The following is a 19,772-nucleotide window of genomic DNA, read 5'->3' as shown; positions in this document are numbered from 1 at the left end:
TTCGATATTTTAATTTCCTGCCGCAGCAGGGCATGAGGCGCATTTTGGGGAGGATGAATCCGCAGAAGCGCATGAGGAGCCTTTCGTGTAGCCCTGTTCATACCATCCGCCGCCTTTAAGCTGAAACCCGCTGACAGACATGATTCTTTCCGCCTCGCCTTTACAGGCGGGACATTCCTTTACTTTCTCAGTGCTTGTGATGCTTTCCATCACTTCCGTAACTTTTCCGCATGACTTGCATCTGTACTCGTAAATAGGCATTGTTCATTCACCTTCAAAATAGTTCGGCGCATGAGGCGCTTTTATTTTACTTATCTGAAACAAAATGAATATTACCAAGAGGAGAAAAAATCAAGCCCTTATCTTAAAAATAATTAATTACCCGTTGTACTGACGGTAAAAAAATATAGAATATCTCTTATGGTTTTTAAACTTAATTCAGATTATCAGCCCGCAGGGGATCAGCCCGCTGCGATAGACCAGCTTACGGAAAACTTTCGTGACGGTGCGGATGCGCAGGTTCTTCTTGGTGTTACAGGTTCCGGCAAAACGTACACCATGGCGAATGTTATCCAGCGTCTTGGTGTGCCGGCATTGATTATAGCGCACAACAAGACCCTTGCGGCACAGCTTTACGGGGAATTTAAGAAGTTTTTTCCTGAAAACGCCGTGGAATACTTTGTTAGTTATTACGACTATTACCAGCCCGAAGCCTACGTTCCTTCAAGTGATACGTATATTGAAAAAGATTCGTCCATAAACGAAGAGATAGATAAGCTCCGCCACTCCGCCACGAGAAGCCTCCTTGAAAGACGTGATGTAATAATTGTTGCCAGTGTTTCCTGCATCTACGGTCTCGGTTCGCCGGAGGCATACAGCGGTATGCTTGTTGTCCTTGAGACGGGTGAACCTGCTGACATGGAAGAGGTGCTGGAAAAGCTTGTGGAGATACAGTATGAGCGCAATGATTATGACTTCCACAGGGGCACATACCGTTTGAAGGGCGACACCCTTGAGGTTTTCCCTGCCCATGAAGATTCCGTTGCCTACCGTATAGAGTTTTTCGGTGATGAGGTGGACAGGCTTTCCGAGTTTGACCCGGTAACGGGTAAAACGATTAAAGAACGCCCCAAACTTGCCATATATCCTGCGACTCACTATGTAACTCACAAAATAACAAGAGAAGCAGCAGTTCAGAATATCAGAAACGAGCTTCTGGAGCGCTGTCGTTTTCTGGAGGAGAATAACCGTCTCCTTGAAGCGCAGAGGCTCACTCAGCGCACAATGTATGACATTGAGATGATCATGGAAACTGGGTACTGCAACGGCATTGAGAACTACTCCCGCTTTTTTGAAGGCAGAACGCCGGGCGAAGCTCCTCCCACCCTGCTTAGTTATCTGCCTAAAGACGCACTCGTTATAATAGACGAATCGCACATAACCGTACCGCAGGTAAGGGGAATGTACAACGGAGACAGATCCCGCAAGACAACCCTTGTGGAATTCGGTTTCCGTCTTCCGGCAGCTCTGGACAACAGACCTTTGAAATTTGAGGAGTTCAGAAGCGCTGTCCACCGTGTGCTTTACGTGAGTGCCACTCCGGCAGACTATGAGCTGAATGATTCCAAAGGTGTCGTAGCGGAGCAGATTATCCGACCCACAGGGCTTATAGACCCTCTTATAGAACTTCGCCCAGCAAAAACACAGGTGGATGACCTTCTGGCGGAAATTCAGAAGATAACTGCGAATGGCGAGCGTGTGCTTGTAACTACACTGACCAAGCGCATGGCGGAGGAACTTACGAAATATTATCAGGAAGTTGGGGTTAGGGTGGAGTACCTTCATTCGGAGATAGACACTCTGGAGCGTATAAAAATAATCCGCAACCTTCGTCTTGGTAAATTTGATGTTCTTGTGGGTATAAACCTGCTCCGTGAGGGGCTTGATATACCGGAGGTCAGTCTCGTTGCAGTTCTGGATGCAGACAGGGAAGGGTTTCTCCGTTCGGAGCGTTCTCTCATTCAGACAATAGGACGAGCTGCAAGGAACGTAAACGGCAGAGCAATTTTCTATGCCGATAAGATAACCCCAAGTATGCAGGCAGCTCTGGATGAGACGGAACGCAGAAGGCAAAAACAGCTTGCATACAATGAAGAAAATAATATAACCCCCGAAACCATACGCAATGAAATCTCTGATATAATGGAGAGCATCTATGAAAAAGACTATGTAACTGTTGATCTGCCCGATGAGGATGGTATAAGATTGACAGGCAACAGAGACAAAGATATTGCCGAATTGAAGAAAAAAATGCAGGAATACGCAGAGGCATTGGAGTTTGAAAAAGCCGCTAAACTTCGTGACATGCTCTTTGAGTACAGTGTGAAAAAATGATAAAAGATTTTATAAAAAATACCAGACCCGTGTATCTCATAGCAGGTACAGCGGTTTTTCTTATTCTGTTCTGCTTCGGCAGTGTTCTGGGCTACATATACATGCTCAGTCGTCAGCTTCCTTCCGTTGAACAGCTCAAGGATTTCCAGTACGACAGACCCACCATAATCTATGATCGCAACGGCGACCCCATTGCAGAGCTTGGTACGGAGAGGCGCTATCCCATATCCATAAAAGAAATGCCCGAATATATGTGGCAGTCTATTGTGGCGGTGGAGGACGCAAGATTCTTCGACCACGGCGGTGTGGATATGATGGGAATAATGCGTGCTTTCGTGTCAAACGTGAAGGCGGGCAGGGTTGTGGAAGGGGGCAGCACACTCACTCAGCAGCTTGTGAAAATCATATATCTGACCCCGGAGAAAAAGATTAAACGTAAAATAAAAGAGGCTATTCTCGCCTACCGTCTTGATAACTTTCTGGAGAAAGAGCAGATACTTGAAATGTATCTTAATCAGGTTTACTTCGGCAGAGGGGCTTACGGTGTTGAGGCTGCTGCTGCAAACTATTTCGGCAAGACAGCCTCAGAGCTGAGTCTCGCTGAAGCCGCTATGATAGCCGGAATACCAAAAGCGCCCGGTATTTATGCCCCGCATATCAATATGGAAAAAGCCGTTAACCGCAGAAACCATGTTCTCTACAGACTTTTTGAAACAGGATATATAACAGAAGACATTTACAAAAAAGCCGCAGCGGAAGATGTTCATCTTATTGATAAAATAAAACCGAAAAACTCCTACGCCGGTTATTTTACCGATATGGTTATAAAATTTATTAAAGATGAAATAGATGAGGAAGACCCTGAAAACAGCGGTTATAAAATTTACACTACCCTTGATTTGGATCTTCAGAAAAATGCCGAAACAGCAATCAAGAACAATATTCTCCGCCTGAATAAAAACCTTGGCTACACAGGGGGTATTACCCTTTTTGAAGAGAAAAAAGGCGAATCTCCGGAAGAACGTAAAGAGCGGCTTGACGCAGTTCTGAAAGAGGAGCGTCCGTATATTCTGGCAATGGGTTTTCAGCGTGCAATTGTTACGAAAGTTGAAAAAAATCAGTCTGAAATTCTTCTGGCTGACGGCTCAAAGGGCATACTCCGCATAAATGACAGCAGATGGGCAAGACCAAGGGGCGGAAGCTACTCACGTCTGACAGATTTTGCAACTATCATAAAAAAGAACTCTGTAATTTTCGTTTCTCCGGCTGATAAAGATAAAGGTTTTTACTCAATTGAAGCAGACCCTGATCTTGAGAGCGCCCTTATCTCAATTGAGCCGCACACTGGGGCGATCCTAGCTGTTACAGGCGGGTTTGAATACTCAAAATCAATGTTTAACAGGGCTGTTCAGGCAAAGCGTCAGGTGGGCAGTCTGTTTAAGCCTATTGTATATTCTGCCGCGCTTGAGCATGGATACAATGTTATGTCTGAGACCTATGATGCGCCTGTTGTGAAAGAGATGGAGGAGGAAGGCGAATACTGGAAGCCTGAAAACTACTCCGGCAGATTTTACGGACTGACGACCCTCAAAGAAGCTCTCACCCAGTCAAGAAACGTTGTAACAATCAAAGTCGCAGAGAGAATAGGCATAGGCACAATTCTGTCCTATGCAAAAAAGTTCGGGTTAACGGAACATCTCCAGAGGGATCTCTCTGTAAGTATCGGTTCCGGTTCTGCCCCTCTTATTGAAATGGTTTATGCCTTCAGTGTGTTCCCCAACTTAGGCTACAGGGTTCAGCCCTATTTCGTGACTAAAATTGAAGATGGAAAAGGCGAAATTGTTAAAGAATATAAACCTGCTCAGGGTAAAACTGATGTTATAAAGCCTGAAACAGCGCAGATTATGACAGATCTGATGGAAAATGTTGTCCAGAACGGAACAGGCAGAAGGGCAAAGGTGCTTAACAGACCCGCAGGCGGGAAAACAGGGACAACAAACGACTTTAAAGATGCTTGGTTTGTGGGCTATCTGCCCAATGTTGTCAGCGGTGTGTGGGTCGGTTTTGATGATTTCAAAGCCGCAGGATACTCAATGGCGGGAGCAAGCGCAGCTCTGCCCGCCTGGGTTGACTACATGAACAGCAGCCTGAATAAATTCGACTATGCTATTTTTCCTTCTACGGAAAATGTAATCTATTACAAAGTGGATACAGGAACTCATAAAATTACGGACAGCTACGCCACAGATTTCTCCTTTGAGCCTTACAGCGCAGCGGAGTGATAATGTCGCATAAAAAGTTCGAGGATGTTCCATTTGCTTTCTTCACAGTTTCAAAAGACGGCAAGGTAAAATCTGCGAATTTTCAGGCCGAACTTTTAATGGATGAAATGTCCGCTTTCGGCATACGCCGGTTCGGGGAGTTTCTTCTTGGCAAGATTAACGGTGATAACCTTGTTTTCAAAACTCCCAGAGGCACCTACGGTATTAAGGTTATTAATTCCCGCAAGGATTATGAATTTTTTGTTATTGCCCTTGATGAATTTAATCAGCCGTTGGGGGATATTATGGATATATCATCCCTTCAGCATGAGATCAAAAACCCTCTCACTGTCATTGACGGTACGGCACAGATCATCGCCGCCAAAGCTAAAAACGAATACATTGAAAAATGTGCCGGAATAATCCAGAAAGAGAGCGGCAGGATAAAATCGATCCTCGGAAACATACACATGCTCAGTGAAATGACGGTAACGTTTGATGAGGTGGATCTCGAAAGTTTTATCAATGAGCTTCGGGACAGTATAAAGATTGTTTATTCAAAAATTGAAATCCGGTTTCGTGTTCTGCGCAACCTCACTGTGATCAGAGCTGACAGGGAAAAGCTTTTTATGGCTCTGAGCAATATTCTCAAAAATGCCTGTGAGGCTCAGGGGGAAGGGGATATTGAGGTTGAGGTTTCCATTGATCCCACAATCAAGTATATGGACAAGGAGATGGACAGGGCATGTTCCATGCTCCGTATTGTAATTTCTGATTCCGGTCCAGGTATGGATGAGCAGGTTATGGAAAGACTGTTTACCCCTTTTTTCACCACAAAAAACCGTGGCACAGGGCTTGGGCTTATAATCGCCAAAGAAGCTATTGATAAGCATCACGGGCGTATTGAAGTAAACTCAGTTAAGGGAAAAGGAACCGATTTTCTGGTCTATATACCATCACGCATACATCCTGCCAGCGGCAGGCAAAACTAAAAAAAGAAGCGCTCCCGTTTTTTTCAGGAGCGCTCACTGCCATAACAGAGCCGTATTAATGCGGCTTAAGCTTGTATCAGAAATCCGGCATAATGCACGGATTCTTTATTATTTGGATTGATGTCCTGAAGGGTTCTTTTTGAAGAACTCTTTTTTCTTTTCAGGGTCGGGAATCATTGTGTCTTTTCCGGGAGTCCAGCCTGCGGGGCAAACTTCGCCATGCTGTCTTACAAACTGGAGAGCATCAAGACTTCTCATGATTTCATCCACGTTTCTGCCAATGCCGAGGTCATGCACAAGTTCAAACTGAACCACGCCTTCGGGGTCAATGATAAAAGTTGCTCTGAGAGCCATCCCGCCGGAAAGCAGAACGCCGTAGTCTTCGGATATCTTTTTAGTGAAGTCCGCAACAAGGGGATAAGCGATTTCGCCGAGTCCGCCTTCTGAACGGGGGGTGTTGATCCATGCGAGGTGAGAGAATTTGCTGTCAGTGGAAACGCCTATGATCTGAGCATTTCTTTTAGCAAATTCAGGCATAGCATCTGAAAGAGCTGTGATTTCTGTGGGGCAAACAAATGTGAAATCGAGGGGGTAAAAGAAAAGAACAACCCATTTACCTCTGTAGCTTTCGAGGCTTACGTCTTTAAACTCTTTTCCCACGACGGAAATTTCTTTAAAAAGGGGTGCTTGTCTGGTTACAAGGCTCATTGGCATCCTCCTAAATGATGTAATGTATATCATAGGATATTCCATACCTTAGAGGTTGTCAATAATTTAATATGTTTTATTAAATGATAATTTTTACTGTTTAGTTTCTTTGCTGCTTTTGATCTCCTCAATGTGTTTTTTCCATACGATCTTAGCTATAACATTTCTGTTGAAGTTGGAGAGTTTAACAAATTCAAGACCGCATCTGCTCCCCTGAGTCCATACAACACGGGCAGTTAAAGGAGCAAGCTCTATCTTGGAGCGCATATTATAATACTGGTCACACTTGAGGCACTTAGGAAAGCCTATTGCATTTTTTGTTCTGAGTTCGACCACCATGCCGGGTTTAAGGCTTCCGTTATGGATAATCTGCATGCCGCCTTCACTCATATCTATGGTTTTGCTCATGAAACAGCCATTGTAGGCTCTTTCGCCTGCATCGCCTTCTTCAAAGAAAAATCCGCACATTTTCACTGCTATTTTAGCTCGTATAAAATTCCTGCGGTTTGTCATAACCGATTCTGTGGTTTCTTGAAGTGCATTCATAATAATACCTGTTAATATGTTGTATATATTGTGTAATATCAGTTTTACCGCCTCTTTGTGTAGTATTATGGCAGTATATTTTTGCTTGTCAACTATACTCCATAATTTATGTTTTTCTTTCAGTAATGCAAGGGTTATATATTTCTTGTAAAATGCGGCACAATAATCTATTTTGTGCGAACGACAATTAATTTGCAAATCCGGAGTAAAAAATGAGCCATCCACTTATTATACAAGGCGGAATGGGGGCTGCGGTCTCCAACTGGGCACTGGCGAGAGAAGTCTCCATGCAGGGACAGCTCGGCGTTGTCTCAGGAGTAGCTATGGACGTTATTTTCGCCAGAAGGCTTCAGGAAGGGGACAAAGGCGGTCACATGAGACGGGCGCTTGCTGCATTTCCCTTTCAGGACGCCGCTTTGAGGATTCTGAAGAAATATTTCAGGGAAGAGGGTTTAACTGAGCAGGGCAAATACATTAATATCCCCATGCACAGCGTTAATTCACCTAAAGAACTCATAGAACTCACTGTTGCGTCTAACTTTGCAGAAGTTTATCTGGCAAAGGAAGGACACGGCGGAAAGGTAGGCATAAATCTGCTTGAAAAAATTCAGCTTCCCAATCTTGCTTCACTTTACGGAGCAATGCTGGCAGGGGTTGACTATGTTATAATGGGCGCAGGTATTCCCAGAGAGATTCCCGGTATTCTTGACCGTTTTTCCGAAAACCTGAAAAGTGATATGAGGCTTAACGTTGAAGGCGCACAGAAGGATGAGAGCTTTCATGTTTCTCTCGATCCGAAGGAGCTTTTCGGCAGCGGGCTGCCTTCTCTTAAACGACCTGATTTTCTCGCTATTATCTCATCAAATATTCTGGCAACCACTATGGTTAAAAAAGCAACAGGAAAGGTTGACGGACTTGTTGTGGAATACCCGATAGCCGGCGGTCATAATGCTCCCCCAAGGGGCGGCATTACCACTGATGAATCGGGAGAACCTGTTTACGGCGAGAAGGATATTATCGACCTTGAAAAAATCAGATCACTTGATGTGCCCTTCTGGCTTGCAGGAGCTTTTGATGAGGCAAACAAGCTTAAAGAAGCAATAAAAAAAGGTGCAGCCGGTGTCCAGCTTGGCACTGCTTTCGCATTTTGCAAAGAATCAGGACTTGATGAAAAGCTGAAAAAAGCGATTCTTGCCTTCGGGAAATTTGATGTGAAAACCGATATCTTCGCATCACCTACAGGTTTTCCGTTTAAGGTGCTTAAAGTTTTAGGCACACTCTCCGAAGCCGCTGAATATGCTGCCAGACCGAGAATATGCAATCTTGGCTACCTTAGAACTCTGTTCAGGAAAGAGGACGGAACAGTGGGATACAGATGCCCCGCTGAACCGGTTAAAACATATGTGAGCAAGGGCGGTCTTGAAGAGGATACGCACGGGCGCAAATGCCTTTGCAACGGTCTTCTGGCTAATATCGGGCATGCAACGCAGTATATGAACGGTTATTTTGAAAAGCCTCTGGTGACAGCCGGCTCATGCTTTGCCGCTGTTAAGGAGTTTATCAAAAACGGTAACCCTGCTTTCAGCGCCAAGGATGTTATTGACTATGTTCTGGGTGATCTGAAAACCGCAGAACAGGAATAAAATTACCGTCTGACTTAAATTAACAGAACCCGCAGGTTTTCATCTGCGGGTTTTTTGTTCATCACTTCTCAAGTTTTGTAAAACCTCCTTTTCCCCCTTTGACATAGCTGCTAATGGTAGTATAGTTGTTTTACATATTTTATTTTACTTACGGTCAGGGGAGAATATTAAAAGGTGCTATGCACGCAGGTGTATTATGCAGTCAGGGAACAAAGGCTTGCTTTGCAAACCGCAAGCGTGTGTCAGAATCCGGCAGGACGCACGGATTCTGGCTGTTAAGTTACAGGATGAAACTAATTGGTTCGCACTATGGCAGATGCAGACTGTAACACAATCCCAGGAAGGGATTGCGCCGTGCGTAGCGAAGACGAACGAAGTTCGGCGCGAGCGTGTGTCAGAATCCGGCAGGACGCACGGATTCTGGCTGTTAAGTTACAGGATGAAGCTAATTGTTTCGCACAATGGCAGATGCAGACTGTAACACAATCCCAGGAAGGGATTGCGCCGTGCGTAGCGAAGACGAACGGAGTTCGGCGTGAGCGTGTGTCAGAATCCGGCAGGACGCACGGATTCTGGCTGTTAAGTTACAGGATGAAGCTAATTGTTTCGCACAATGGCAGATGCAGACTGTAACACAATCCCAGGAAGGGATTGCGCCGTGCGTAGCGAAGGTTTGCTTTGCAAACCGCGAGCGTGTGTCAGAATCCGGCAGGACGCACGGATTCTGGCTGTTAAGTAGGTGAAATATGACACATGGAAAAAATACCGCACTTATAGTTGTGGATGTTCAAAATGATTTCTGCCCCGGCGGAGCGCTGGCGGTCAAAAACGGAAACAGGGTAGTTTCCGTTATCAACTCATTAGTTGACAGCTTTGAAATAACCATAGGAACGCAGGACTGGCATCCGGTCAATCACGGCTCTTTTGCATCAAGCAATGAAGGAACAGAACCTTTCAGCGTGCAGACATTAAACGGTATTGAGCAGGTTATGTGGCCGGATCACTGTATACAGGGAACACACGGGGCTGACTTTCACCCGGATCTGCATGCAGATGCTTTTCATGTTGTTATCAGAAAAGGTGCAAACCCTGATATTGACTCGTATTCTGCTTTTACAGAAAATGACGGTGTTACTGTGACCGGGCTTAAGGGATGTCTGAAAGAGCTGGGAGTGACCAAGGTTTATGTAACAGGTCTGGCTACTGATTTCTGTGTAATGTACACAGCGCTGGACGCTGTGAAGGCTGGTTTTGAAACATATGTGATTGAGGACGCCTGCAAAGGTGTGGACTTTCCTGAAGGCAATGTGGTCAAGGCTCTTTCCGCAATGAAAGAGGCAGGAGTCAGGATAGTTCAGTCCGCTGACGTCAGGTTATGACATGAAATGCTCGTACTCCGCCCTCATGACGGATTTTTACGAACTCACCATGATGCAGGGGTTTTTGGAAAAAGATCCTGACAGAAAAGCAGTTTTTGATATGTTTTATCGCAGGCAGCCTTTCGGCGGAGGCTATGCGGTTTTTGCAGGGCTCGATCCGCTTTTGGATGCTCTGGAGAATTTCAGGTTTTATGACAGTGACATCGAATATATCCGAAGCCTTAATTACTTTTCCGACCATTTCATCAATTATCTTAAAGACTTTCGGTTCAAAGGAGAAATACACTCTGTGGCGGAAGGTACAGTGGTTTTCCCTAATGAGCCTCTCCTCCGTGTTACGGGGACTCTCCTTGAAACTCAGATAATAGAACCTTTGCTCCTGAACTTCATTAATTTTCAAACACTTATAGCTACAAAAGCTGCCAGAGTGTGCTGTGTTGCCGGAGATGCTGCCGTGATGGAGTTCGGGCTTCGCAGGGCACAGGGGACAGACGGCGCTCTTTCTGCCGCCAGAGCCTCCTTTATCGGCGGAGTTAAAGCGACTTCAAATGTGCTTGCCGGCAAGGAATACGGAATTCCTGTCAAGGGAACTATGGCGCATAGCTGGGTAATGAGCTTTGAAAACGAGCTTGAAGCATTTTTGGCATTTTCGGATATGTATCCTGATGACTGCATACTCCTTGCTGACACATACGACACACTGACATCCGGTGTGCCGAATGCAATAAAAGTATTTGAAAAACTCAAAAAAGACGGGCGCAAAAACTACGGCATAAGGCTGGACAGCGGTGACTTAAGCTTTTTGAGCCGTGAAGCGGGAAAAATGTTTGAGAAAGCAGGTTTTCCCGAAGCAAAAATTATTGCCTCAAACGATCTGGATGAGTGGATTATCGAACAGTTAAGCCGTGAAGGCGCACGGATTGACGCTTACGGTGTCGGCACAAGGCTTGTTACGGCTGACAGAGATCCTTCGCTTACCGGTGTTTATAAGCTTGCTGCAAAAGAGGAAGAAGGGCAGTTTGTTTCAGCAATGAAAATAACCAACAACCCCGAAAAAATGTCCAACCCCGGCATAAAAAACGTTTACAGGTTTTACGGTGATGACGGTATGATGCTCTCTGACCTTGTTCTTCTGGAAGACAGCATGGAAGAGGTAAACACACTCATAGCTGAAAAAAAGCCTATCAGGCTGAATCACCCGTCCATAGAGTATTCATATAAAACACTGGAAAACTATTCTGAGGCGAAGCTTCTTCTTCACAGAGTCATGGAAAAGGGGAAACGGACAGGAAAACCGATTCCACTGATGGATATACAGGCACATGCAAAGGCTGAACTTGCTGCTTTGCATGGTACGTATAAAAGATTCCTCAATCCTCATATATACAAGGTCAGTCTTTCCAATAATCTGAAAAAACTGAAAATGTCTATAATAAAAGAGCATATGGATGACAAAAACACTGATTGATATTTTTTTTTCGTTGAATATGCGGCGGAAGAATGTTAAACGCATTAGTTAAAAAACATAAATTATCGGGAGAACTTTAATATGGCAGAAAAGAAAGTCCCTTTCACTAAGGAACAGATTGAAGAACTGATTAAGAAACATCCGACGCCTTTCCACATATACGATAAAAAAGCGATTCTTAAGAACGCTGAAAGGCTTCAGAAGGCTTTTTCATGGGCTCCTGAGTTCAAGGAATATTTTGCTGTCAAGGCTCTTCCCAACCCTTCTGTTATGAAGGCGCTTAAATCTCTGGGCATAGGAGCAGACTGCAGCTCGTACACTGAGCTTCTCCTTTGTGATATGGCGGGAATCAGCGGTGAGGATATTATGTTCACCTCAAATGAAACTCCTGCAAAGGAATATCTCAAGGCTAAAGAGCAGGGTGCTGTTATCAATCTTGACGACATTACACATATAGATTTCCTTGAGGAAGTTGCAGGTCTGCCGGAACTGATATGCTTCCGTTATAACCCCGGTCCCCTCAAGGGCGGCAACTCAATTATCGGCAAGCCGGAGGACGCAAAATACGGTCTTACCCGTGAGCAGATGTTTGAGGCATACTCCAAGTGCAAGGCAAAGGGCGTTAAGCGCTTCGGAATGCACACCATGGTTGCTTCAAATGAGCTTAATGTTGACTACTTTGTTGAGACTGCGGTTATTCTCTTTGAAATGGCTGCTGAAATCTCCGAAAAGGTAGGCATAGAGCTTGAATTTATCAATCTCGGCGGCGGGATAGGCATACCCTATAAACCGGAGCAGGACGCCATTAATCTCGAAGAACTGGGCTCTAAAATTCAGTCAAAATATGAGGGTATTCTTTCTGCGAATGGACTTAAACCGAAGATTTATCTTGAGTGCGGCAGAGTGATCACAGGACCCTACGGATATCTTGTGACACAGGCTGTGCATGAAAAGAAAATATACAAAAACTATGTCGGCGTGGATGCCTGCATGGCAAACCTCATGCGTCCCGGAATGTACGGCGCTTACCATCATATGACTATCCTCGGGAAAGAGAACGCCAAGGCTGACACTGTTTATGATGTTGTCGGCTCTCTTTGCGAGAACAACGATAAATTCGCTGTGGACAGAACCCTCCCTGTTATCGAAAAGGGAGACTTCATAGTAATTCACGATACAGGCGCCCATGGACACGCCATGGGTTTTAACTACAACGGAAAGCTCCGTTCTGCTGAGTTTTTTCTCAATGAGGACGGTTCTTTTGAAATGATCAGACGAGCAGAAACACCCGAAGATTATTTCGCAACCCTCAAATTCTAGCATATTCCTGAAGCCGTCTTCTAAAAGGAGGCGGCTTTTTTATTTCCCTTTTACAAGCCTTGCTATCTCCATTATTGCCGGCTCTATCTCCTCTTCTTTGATGGAAGCGGGGCAGAGCAGAATATGTGTGGTGTCCTGTTTGTCAAAAAAATAGCCGGGGTGGAAGGTTTTGTAGTAGTTGTCCTTAAAAATAACTTTTGTATTCACTTCCGGAAACTCCAGCCAGAAGTGGAAGCTGCAATTCTTCTCATTCCATTTTCCCACATCTTTCAAGTGTTTTTCACAGAGTTTCAGTGCAGTTTCACGCCTTTTTTTGATGAAATGACGTATGGCGTGCATCATTTTGTAGTACATTCCGCTCCGGAACATCTCATCCACAACAATCTGCATAAAAAAGTTAGCTTTTATCCCATCCTGAATAAGCACGTTACTGAGGTGGTTTATGATGTATTTGTCGGCGACTATCCACGTAATTTGAAGATCAAACGGACAACTTCTTATGAACATCCCGAGATAAATCACATTACCGAAGGTATCCATTGACTTTAATGATGGCGGAAAAGGTTTATTGTACCATGCGTCCTGAAGATGCTCTATCTCCACCACAGGCAGCTTATAGTTATTCACCAGCTTCATTATGTCTGTTTTTCGCTTCTTGCTTGCAACTATTCCTGTGGGCGCCTGATCAAGCATATCTACATGCAGAACAGGGTGTTTGTATTTCAATATGGCTTTTTCCAGCTCATCAACAGAGAGTCCGTGTTGATCCACCTCGATGGGAATCATATTCATGCCGATGGAGTGTATATCAGAAATAGCAACTATCAGGTTGCTTTTTTCGTGGAGGAAATTTGAACCTCCGGTCATAAGTGATTCATAGAGAGGGTATAATACCTGTATACTGCCGGGGCATATTAGGATGTTGTCTGTCTCTGCATGTATTTTTGACAGGGCCAGATGCTTTATAATCGACTTTTTCAGGGGGATATAGCCTGACACGGAGTAGTCATTTTTGCAGCTTAATTCATAAGATCTTGTTAATGCTTTATTAAATGCTTCAACTATAAAAGGAAAAATATCAAAATCACTACTGAGACCAAAATCGGTCAGTCCGCCCGCATCCGCCCAGAATCTGAGTTCATTATTGCCGGGCTTGTGTTTTGCCCGCTTTATGTATGCCTGCCAGTCGGGAATATTGATATCCCACTGTTCCGCTACAAAATATCCCGATTTCTGGAATGCCTTGACCATCCCTTCGTTCACCAGAAGCTCCATGGCTGCGGAGACAGTGTTTTTGCTTATTAAAAGAGCGGACATTATTTTGTGTTTACTGGGGAGTTTTTCGCCTCTTTTGAATACACCGTCCTCAATCTTCCTGCGTATCTGTTTTGCAAGCTGGACGTAGAGCGGTATGCGTGAATCTTTGTCAAGCACTACATGCTGGATCATATTTAACCTCTGAATCAAATGTAACTTTGTTTGAAACCATCCTTAGGTGTAATTCTGGTCCCAAGCTTATTAAATACTCTGGTCCTTTTTTATCACATAAAAGAATTGTAACTTTTTTTCAAGACTTGATTAGCTCAGAAACAACAGATGTTCTTAAATCATGGAGGAGAACGATGGCAAATTCATTCTCGAAAGTAAGCCGGAGAACAGTCCTGAAAGCGGCTGGAGTGCTTGGCACTGCTGCTGTTATCGGAACAGGCTACACCGGCAAAAGTGAGGCAAAAGGGCTTGCGGAAGTAAAAACAGCCCCTCACGGTAAAGATGGATGGCATTTCAGCCACTGTCGTATGTGCATGCGTGGAGACTGTGCAAATATGTACCGTGTGGAAAACGGGGTAGTTGTCGAACTTAAGGGGAACCCTAAGTCCGAAAACGGAAAAGGAACAATGTGTGCCAGAGGGCAGTCGTTGATCCAGAACCTTTATAATCCTTACAGAGTAAAAGCGCCAATGAAAAGAACCAACCCCAAAAAAGGATTGAATGAAGATCCTATGTGGGTTGAGATTTCATGGGATGAAGCGCTCAACACAACCGCAAAGAAGCTCAAAGAAGTCAGGGATAAAGACCCCAGAAGATTCATTTTTCAGGTCGGCTTTGGTGACATGAACTACTTCTGTACGTATCTTTTCTACTTTGCGGCAGCATACGGAACACCTAATTATCTGAAGAGCAATGGTACTCTCTGTGCGCTTCACTATGCTGCGGACCTTGTTCAGGGTATTTTCCCCGTTACTGTCTCTGACCTTACATACGCAAAATATGTGGTCACTATGGGCAGACACACGGGAATGTCCATCGGAGCTGCCAACGGGGGAGCCAGAGGGGCAGTGGATGCTATTGTCGGCGGTAAAACAAAATTTGTTGTAGTAGACCCCAGATGCTCTGCGGAAGCAGGAAAAGGGGACTGGGTTCCGATTAAACCGGGAACAGACCTTGCTTTTCTGATGGGCGTTGCACATTCGATAATTTATGAAGTTAAAAAATACGATGTGGAATCCCTTCGCTGGTGGACTAATTCACCATATCTTATAAATGCAAACGGAGATTATTTCAGGGGTAAGGACGGCAAGCCTCAGATCTATGACCTGTCAGATAAAAGAGTAAAATCATTTGATGATAAAACTCTTAAAACACCTGATATCGAAGCTGAAATTAAAGTCGGTAAAGAAAAGCTGAAAGCAAGCTTCCTGCTTGTTAAAGAGAGCCTGAAAGGCAACACTCCTGAGTGGGCTAAAAAAATAACAACTGTTCCTGCGGGCAAAATACGTACCGTTGCCAAAGAGTTTGTTGAAAACGCCAGCATAGGTAAAACAGTAGATCTGAAAGACAACAGCGGGAAAGTAAGAAAATTCCCCCTCCGCACATCTTCTATAATTTGCCAGAGGGGCACAATGGGTCAGCGTGACGGTGTGGGCGGAGATCTGATGAGCAAGGTGATCAATATGCTTGTGGGCTCTCTCGATGTGCCCGGAGGAAACGTTGCCTGTGCGAGAGGACCGTTCCTGTCACCGGATAAGGACGGCGTTGTTGAACCCAAAATGGAGGCTCTTTTCAAAGAACCCACATGGCCGCCTCAGCACATAGACCTCTATGAATTTTTCCCTCACAAACACTCCATACCCGCACTTGCTTATCAGATTGCGATGGATCCTCATAAATACGGTCTGGAGTACGAGATAGATGCGCTGCTCACAGTTGGGGGAAACCCTATCAGCAGCAGCACAGAACCTTATATGGTAGCTGAATCTGTGTCACGTATACCGTTCTCGGCAACTCTTGCCTATCATTATGATGAAATGGCACACATGTCAGACATCCTTCTGCCTTCCCACGCAATACTTGAGAAGGAATCAGTAAACTGCTACGAATCAGCCTTTGATGTGTATCAGAAAGACACTATGGGGCTCAAAATGCTTATGTACAGAGACCCCTTTCCTTCTGTTTACGATTCTCGTCAGTCGCAGGATATTATCATGGATATTTCCGAGCGCATGGGCATCATATCAAACTTTAACGATGCCATGAATAAAATGGGCGTAATGATCGGCGAGATCTCAATCGCATTTCTGGACAAAGAGGACTATTTCGACCTCGATAAACGCTACACCGTAAGGGAAGTCTGGGACAGAGGTGTAAGAAAATATTTCGGCAAAGAACATACTATGGACAGTATGAACAAGACCGGGCTGATTATTCAGCGGGAAGCCCCCGGTGACTGTTACAACACCGGAAGGTACGATAAAGGAGAAACACGCTTTCCGTTCTATTTTGCCAGACTGAAGGACAGCGGCGATAAGCTCCGCAGCTTTTTTGACAAGCACAAAGATAAGATCTATATGCCGGGCTGGGATATTAAGGAGCATCTCTCCTTTTATGAACCGACGATATCATGGCGTCCCAACAAGGTTAACTCTGTCAAAAAAGGTGACAAATACGACCTTGTATCAATCACATACAAAACTCAGTATTCACCGATGAGGATAGGTGCTGTTGACCAGCTCCCTTACCTGAACGAAGTGGGAGAAACTTTTGATCCGTTCTACGGAACTGTTTCACTCAACACGGAAACCGCTAAAGAGAAAGGTCTCGTAAACGGTGATACGGTGGTGATTGAGTCTGAATATGGCAAGGTGAACGGCAAACTTTTTGTTACAGAGCTGCTCCAGCCGGGTGTTGTAGGTGTTGCCGGCGCTCTTGGCAGGCTTAATGAAGCTTCAGGTCCCAAAGGCACTAAATACCTGCATTATAACAAGCTTACGGGGAACAACATTAATGATTTCGACCCTGTGGCTATGGGTGTGACAAATACTGTTCCCGTAAGAATTTATAAACAGAGCTAGGAGCCGGACAATGAAACTTGTGATGATAATTGATAAAAGAAGATGTTATGGGTGCAACGGCTGTACTGTTGCCTGCAAGCAGGCGAACGCTACGCCTCCCGGCACTTTTTACACAAAAACACTCACACAGGAGAAGGGTAAGTTTCCCAACAGCAAAGTTGAGTACATGCCTCTTATCTGTAACCACTGCGATAATGCTCCCTGTGTGGAGGTGTGCCCTACAGGAGCTTCAAAAAAACTTAAAGACGGAACTGTTCAGGTAACAGCGTCTGAATGTGTGGGCTGCCAGCTTTGTATGGAAGCGTGTCCGTATGACGCCAGATACTTTAACTCTGAAGATGTTCCGACTTACTGGGGCAGCAAAGGACAGGATGCTTACGAAAAACTGAGAAGCAAAGAGCATGTCAGCGGAACTGTTGACAAATGCACCTTCTGCGCCTCCAGAAGAGAAAGAAACCTTCCGCCTGCATGTGTGGAAACCTGCCCTGCTATCGCAAGATTCTTCGGGGATCTGGATGAACCGAAGAGTGAGGTTTCAAAACTGTTTAAACAATACAAACCGAAACCTTATCTGCCTGAAGAAGGTACAAAGCCCAGCGTGTTCTACATAGAATAAAACCTAATCCGTGTCCGCTCTGCCAGTTCAGGGCGGACTTAACTGGGGTGCAAAAATGACCGGAAATGAAAATATTTTATTCAAAAAAGATGAAGCGGTTTCTGATGCGGAAATAGACCGTGCGGTGTACAGACTGCTTGCTGCTTTTTATAACTACAATCCTGACAAAAATTTTCTTGAAGCCTTACTTAATCTTTCTGCGGAGGATGTGGCTGAAGAGAAAATAGCCGATGCCCTGAAATCCATATCCGAATACGCCCGCAAAGCTGTGGACAGTGAGGAGATGATAACAGAGCTTAAGCGTGACTGGACAAGGCTTTTCCGCGGTGTTTCACCGGATTACGGCGCCAAGCCGCCTTATGAGCAGCTTTTTATGAAGTCAGCCAGTCTTGAGCTTATAAGCGAACTGGCTCAGGAGTACATATGCAACGGTTTTGCGGAGTATATGGAGATCAACAACAGGCATGATTATCTTGGCACCGAGCTGTCTTATGCAGCACATCTGGCATCTCTCCGTATAACTGCTCTGGAAACCGGTAATTTTGAAGAATACGTAAAATATCAGGAGATGTTTGACGTTTTCGTCAGAAAGCATTTGTCCGGCTGGGCGGAAATATTCTGTAAGGATGCCGGAAAACACGCCACAACAGATTTTTATAAAGGGGTACTTAAATTTACAGCCCTTACTATAACTACAGAAGGAGTTTCTGATGAATTTTTATTCTGACATAAAAAAGAAGTTTATACTGATCGCTGCTTTTATAACTATTCTCACTACCGGGGCTGCTTTTGATGCCTTAGCGGTGGATTACCCTCTCGGTTCAGAAGGCATTAAGGCGGCATCCTTCCCCGGACCTGGTTTCTATTATGTTATGTATAACAACTACTACACCGCAGATACAATGAGAGATAAAGACGGTGATAAGGTTAATAACGGTTTTGATGTTAAATCATATGCTATGGCTCACCGTTTTGTTTATGTGACAAATAAGAAAATATTCGGTGCAGATTACGGCATGAACGTAATCATTCCCGTGGTTAATGTTAATCTTGAGATCGATGCTGCTAATATCGACGGCGACAGCACAGGGATAGGCGATATAACCCTTGAGCCACTCGTGCTTGCTTGGCACAAGCCCCAGCAGGACATAACAATAAGCCTTTCTATGCTTATCCCCAGCGGTGAGTATGATGAGAAAGATGCAGTCTCCATAGGCGGTGACCATTACAACATTACCGCAACTGCTGGCACAACCCTGTTTTTTGATGCAGAAAGGCTCTGGAGCCTGTCTCTTCTTGCGAGATATGAAAAACACTTCGAGAACAGGGTGCTTGATGTTACCTATGGCGATGATGTTCTTGTTGAGTGGGGATTCGGCAGAAGCATAGGTCTTTTTGATGTTGGTGTGTCAGGTTATGCACACTGGCAGATCACCGAGGATGAAGGCAGTGACAGAACCTCTGATGATCTCGACCGTGTTTATGCTGCCGGACCTGAAGTGAATCTGGCCGTGCCTCAGATAAAAAGCCAGCTCAGGCTGAAATATTATAAAGAGTTCGGCGCTAAAGATACCAAGGAAGGTGATGCTTTGTGGTTTACTCTGGTAAAAGCATTTTAGAAATTTCCTCCTGTTAACTTAAACTGACGGAGCCTTTGCTGTGGGCTCCGTCTTTTTTTTGAATCCCACTTGCGGATGTTCATTGTTGTGCTTATAATATAAGTATCAACATACGGCGACCCGTCACGTTTAACGTATACCTGTATCACCGCTTTATTCTCCTGCGGAGGTGCATAATGGGAAGCAGATTTCCGAACATCAGTCCCGAATATCTTAAGAATATGTGCTATACCGTGAGTCTTTTTGCCATGCCCCATGAAGGTGACCCCGCAATCGGTATGGAGATGACTGAAATCCTTATGGAAAAAGGCTTTGAAAGCAGTTTGTATTACAGCAATCTCTATCAGGCAATAGCATACGGGCTTCAGGGGCATGAAACTGAGAACTCAAGATACTGGAAAAGCATCTCGGAGAGTGAATTAAGATAATTTCACCCTTCGGGCGGATTTCAGCTTAACTCTTTGACAGCCGATGTTT

General features: G+C 44.8%; 16 protein-coding genes. 12 read left to right on the top strand and 4 right to left on the bottom strand.

Translation table 11 applies throughout. The features are described 5' to 3' along the window. Positions 1–9 precede the first annotated feature (9 nt). Positions 10–261, bottom strand: coding sequence for an FmdB family zinc ribbon protein (locus ACYRYY_RS04725; RefSeq protein WP_460214387.1), 252 nt, complete (start codon positions 259–261; stop codon positions 10–12). Positions 262–420: 159 nt separating this feature from the next. Here ACYRYY_RS04725 and uvrB point away from each other — a divergent pair, with 159 nt between their 5' ends. Genes uvrB through ACYRYY_RS04710 form a run of 3 tightly spaced genes read left to right on the top strand, consistent with a single transcriptional unit; the run spans position 421 to position 5,647 of the window. Then, a complete protein-coding gene (gene uvrB / locus ACYRYY_RS04720; protein ID WP_460214386.1) occupies positions 421–2,394 on the top strand; it encodes an excinuclease ABC subunit UvrB in 1,974 nt (657 codons plus the stop codon). Next, entirely contained in the window at positions 2,391–4,676 is a 2,286-nt protein-coding gene (locus ACYRYY_RS04715; RefSeq protein ID WP_460214385.1) for a penicillin-binding protein 1A, read from the top strand. Before uvrB ends, ACYRYY_RS04715 begins: the two co-directional genes overlap by 4 nt. A 2-nt stretch (positions 4,677–4,678) precedes the next feature. Beyond that, on the top strand, positions 4,679–5,647 hold the full coding sequence (locus tag ACYRYY_RS04710) for a two-component system sensor histidine kinase NtrB (protein WP_460214384.1): 969 nt from the start codon (positions 4,679–4,681) through the stop codon (positions 5,645–5,647). A 108-nt stretch (positions 5,648–5,755) separates the two neighbouring features. Here ACYRYY_RS04710 and ACYRYY_RS04705 read toward each other — a convergent pair whose 3' ends face one another. Both ACYRYY_RS04705 and ACYRYY_RS04700 read right to left on the bottom strand, forming a co-directional pair. Further along, positions 5,756–6,355: a redoxin domain-containing protein gene (locus ACYRYY_RS04705; RefSeq protein ID WP_460214383.1), complete on the bottom strand. Its 600-nt coding sequence runs from the start codon at positions 6,353–6,355 to the stop codon at positions 5,756–5,758. Between the two features lie 93 nt (positions 6,356–6,448). After that, positions 6,449–6,901: a PilZ domain-containing protein gene (locus tag ACYRYY_RS04700; RefSeq protein ID WP_460214381.1), complete on the bottom strand. Its 453-nt coding sequence runs from the start codon at positions 6,899–6,901 to the stop codon at positions 6,449–6,451. Between the two features lie 212 nt (positions 6,902–7,113). Here ACYRYY_RS04700 and ACYRYY_RS04695 point away from each other — a divergent pair, with 212 nt between their 5' ends. From ACYRYY_RS04695 to lysA, 4 genes are all read left to right on the top strand, one after another. Continuing rightward, positions 7,114–8,544, top strand: a complete 1,431-nt coding sequence (locus tag ACYRYY_RS04695; RefSeq protein ID WP_460214380.1) for a nitronate monooxygenase — start codon at positions 7,114–7,116, stop codon at positions 8,542–8,544. A gap of 746 nt (positions 8,545–9,290) precedes the next feature. Beyond that, positions 9,291–9,923 carry a bifunctional nicotinamidase/pyrazinamidase gene (gene pncA / locus ACYRYY_RS04690; protein WP_460214379.1) on the top strand — a complete coding sequence of 211 codons (633 nt, stop codon included), beginning with the start codon at positions 9,291–9,293 and terminating at the stop codon, positions 9,921–9,923. A 1-nt stretch (position 9,924) separates the two neighbouring features. Further along, positions 9,925–11,391: a nicotinate phosphoribosyltransferase gene (locus ACYRYY_RS04685; RefSeq protein WP_460214378.1), complete on the top strand. Its 1,467-nt coding sequence runs from the start codon at positions 9,925–9,927 to the stop codon at positions 11,389–11,391. Positions 11,392–11,472: 81 nt separating this feature from the next. Next, entirely contained in the window at positions 11,473–12,711 is a 1,239-nt protein-coding gene (gene lysA, locus ACYRYY_RS04680) for a diaminopimelate decarboxylase (protein ID WP_460214377.1), read from the top strand. Positions 12,712–12,750: 39 nt separating this feature from the next. Here the strand turns inward: lysA and ACYRYY_RS04675 are convergent, their stop codons facing one another. Then, complete coding sequence (locus tag ACYRYY_RS04675) at positions 12,751–14,160, bottom strand: aminotransferase-like domain-containing protein (protein ID WP_460214376.1); 1,410 nt, start codon at positions 14,158–14,160, stop codon at positions 12,751–12,753. Positions 14,161–14,333: 173 nt separating this feature from the next. On the opposite strand from ACYRYY_RS04675, the gene ACYRYY_RS04670 reads away from it, so the two are divergent. From ACYRYY_RS04670 to ACYRYY_RS04650, 5 genes are all read left to right on the top strand, one after another. Further along, positions 14,334–17,060, top strand: a complete 2,727-nt coding sequence (locus ACYRYY_RS04670; RefSeq protein ID WP_460214374.1) for a molybdopterin-dependent oxidoreductase — start codon at positions 14,334–14,336, stop codon at positions 17,058–17,060. A gap of 10 nt (positions 17,061–17,070) precedes the next feature. Next, positions 17,071–17,676 (top strand): 4Fe-4S dicluster domain-containing protein, encoded by a 606-nt coding sequence (locus tag ACYRYY_RS04665; RefSeq protein ID WP_460214373.1) that lies wholly within the window; start codon positions 17,071–17,073, stop codon positions 17,674–17,676. Positions 17,677–17,731: 55 nt separating this feature from the next. Beyond that, a complete protein-coding gene (locus ACYRYY_RS04660) occupies positions 17,732–18,403 on the top strand; it encodes a TorD/DmsD family molecular chaperone (RefSeq protein ID WP_460214371.1) in 672 nt (223 codons plus the stop codon). Continuing rightward, positions 18,387–19,295 (top strand): SphA family protein, encoded by a 909-nt coding sequence (locus tag ACYRYY_RS04655; protein ID WP_460214370.1) that lies wholly within the window; start codon positions 18,387–18,389, stop codon positions 19,293–19,295. Before ACYRYY_RS04660 ends, ACYRYY_RS04655 begins: the two co-directional genes overlap by 17 nt. Before the next feature lie 176 nt (positions 19,296–19,471). Beyond that, on the top strand, positions 19,472–19,723 hold the full coding sequence (locus tag ACYRYY_RS04650; protein ID WP_460214369.1) for a hypothetical protein: 252 nt from the start codon (positions 19,472–19,474) through the stop codon (positions 19,721–19,723). Positions 19,724–19,772 lie beyond the last annotated feature (49 nt).

This window comes from Geovibrio sp. ADMFC3, assembly GCF_054687035.1.
Note: the sequence above shows the minus strand (reverse complement) of the source record. Positions and strands in the feature narration are given on the sequence as shown.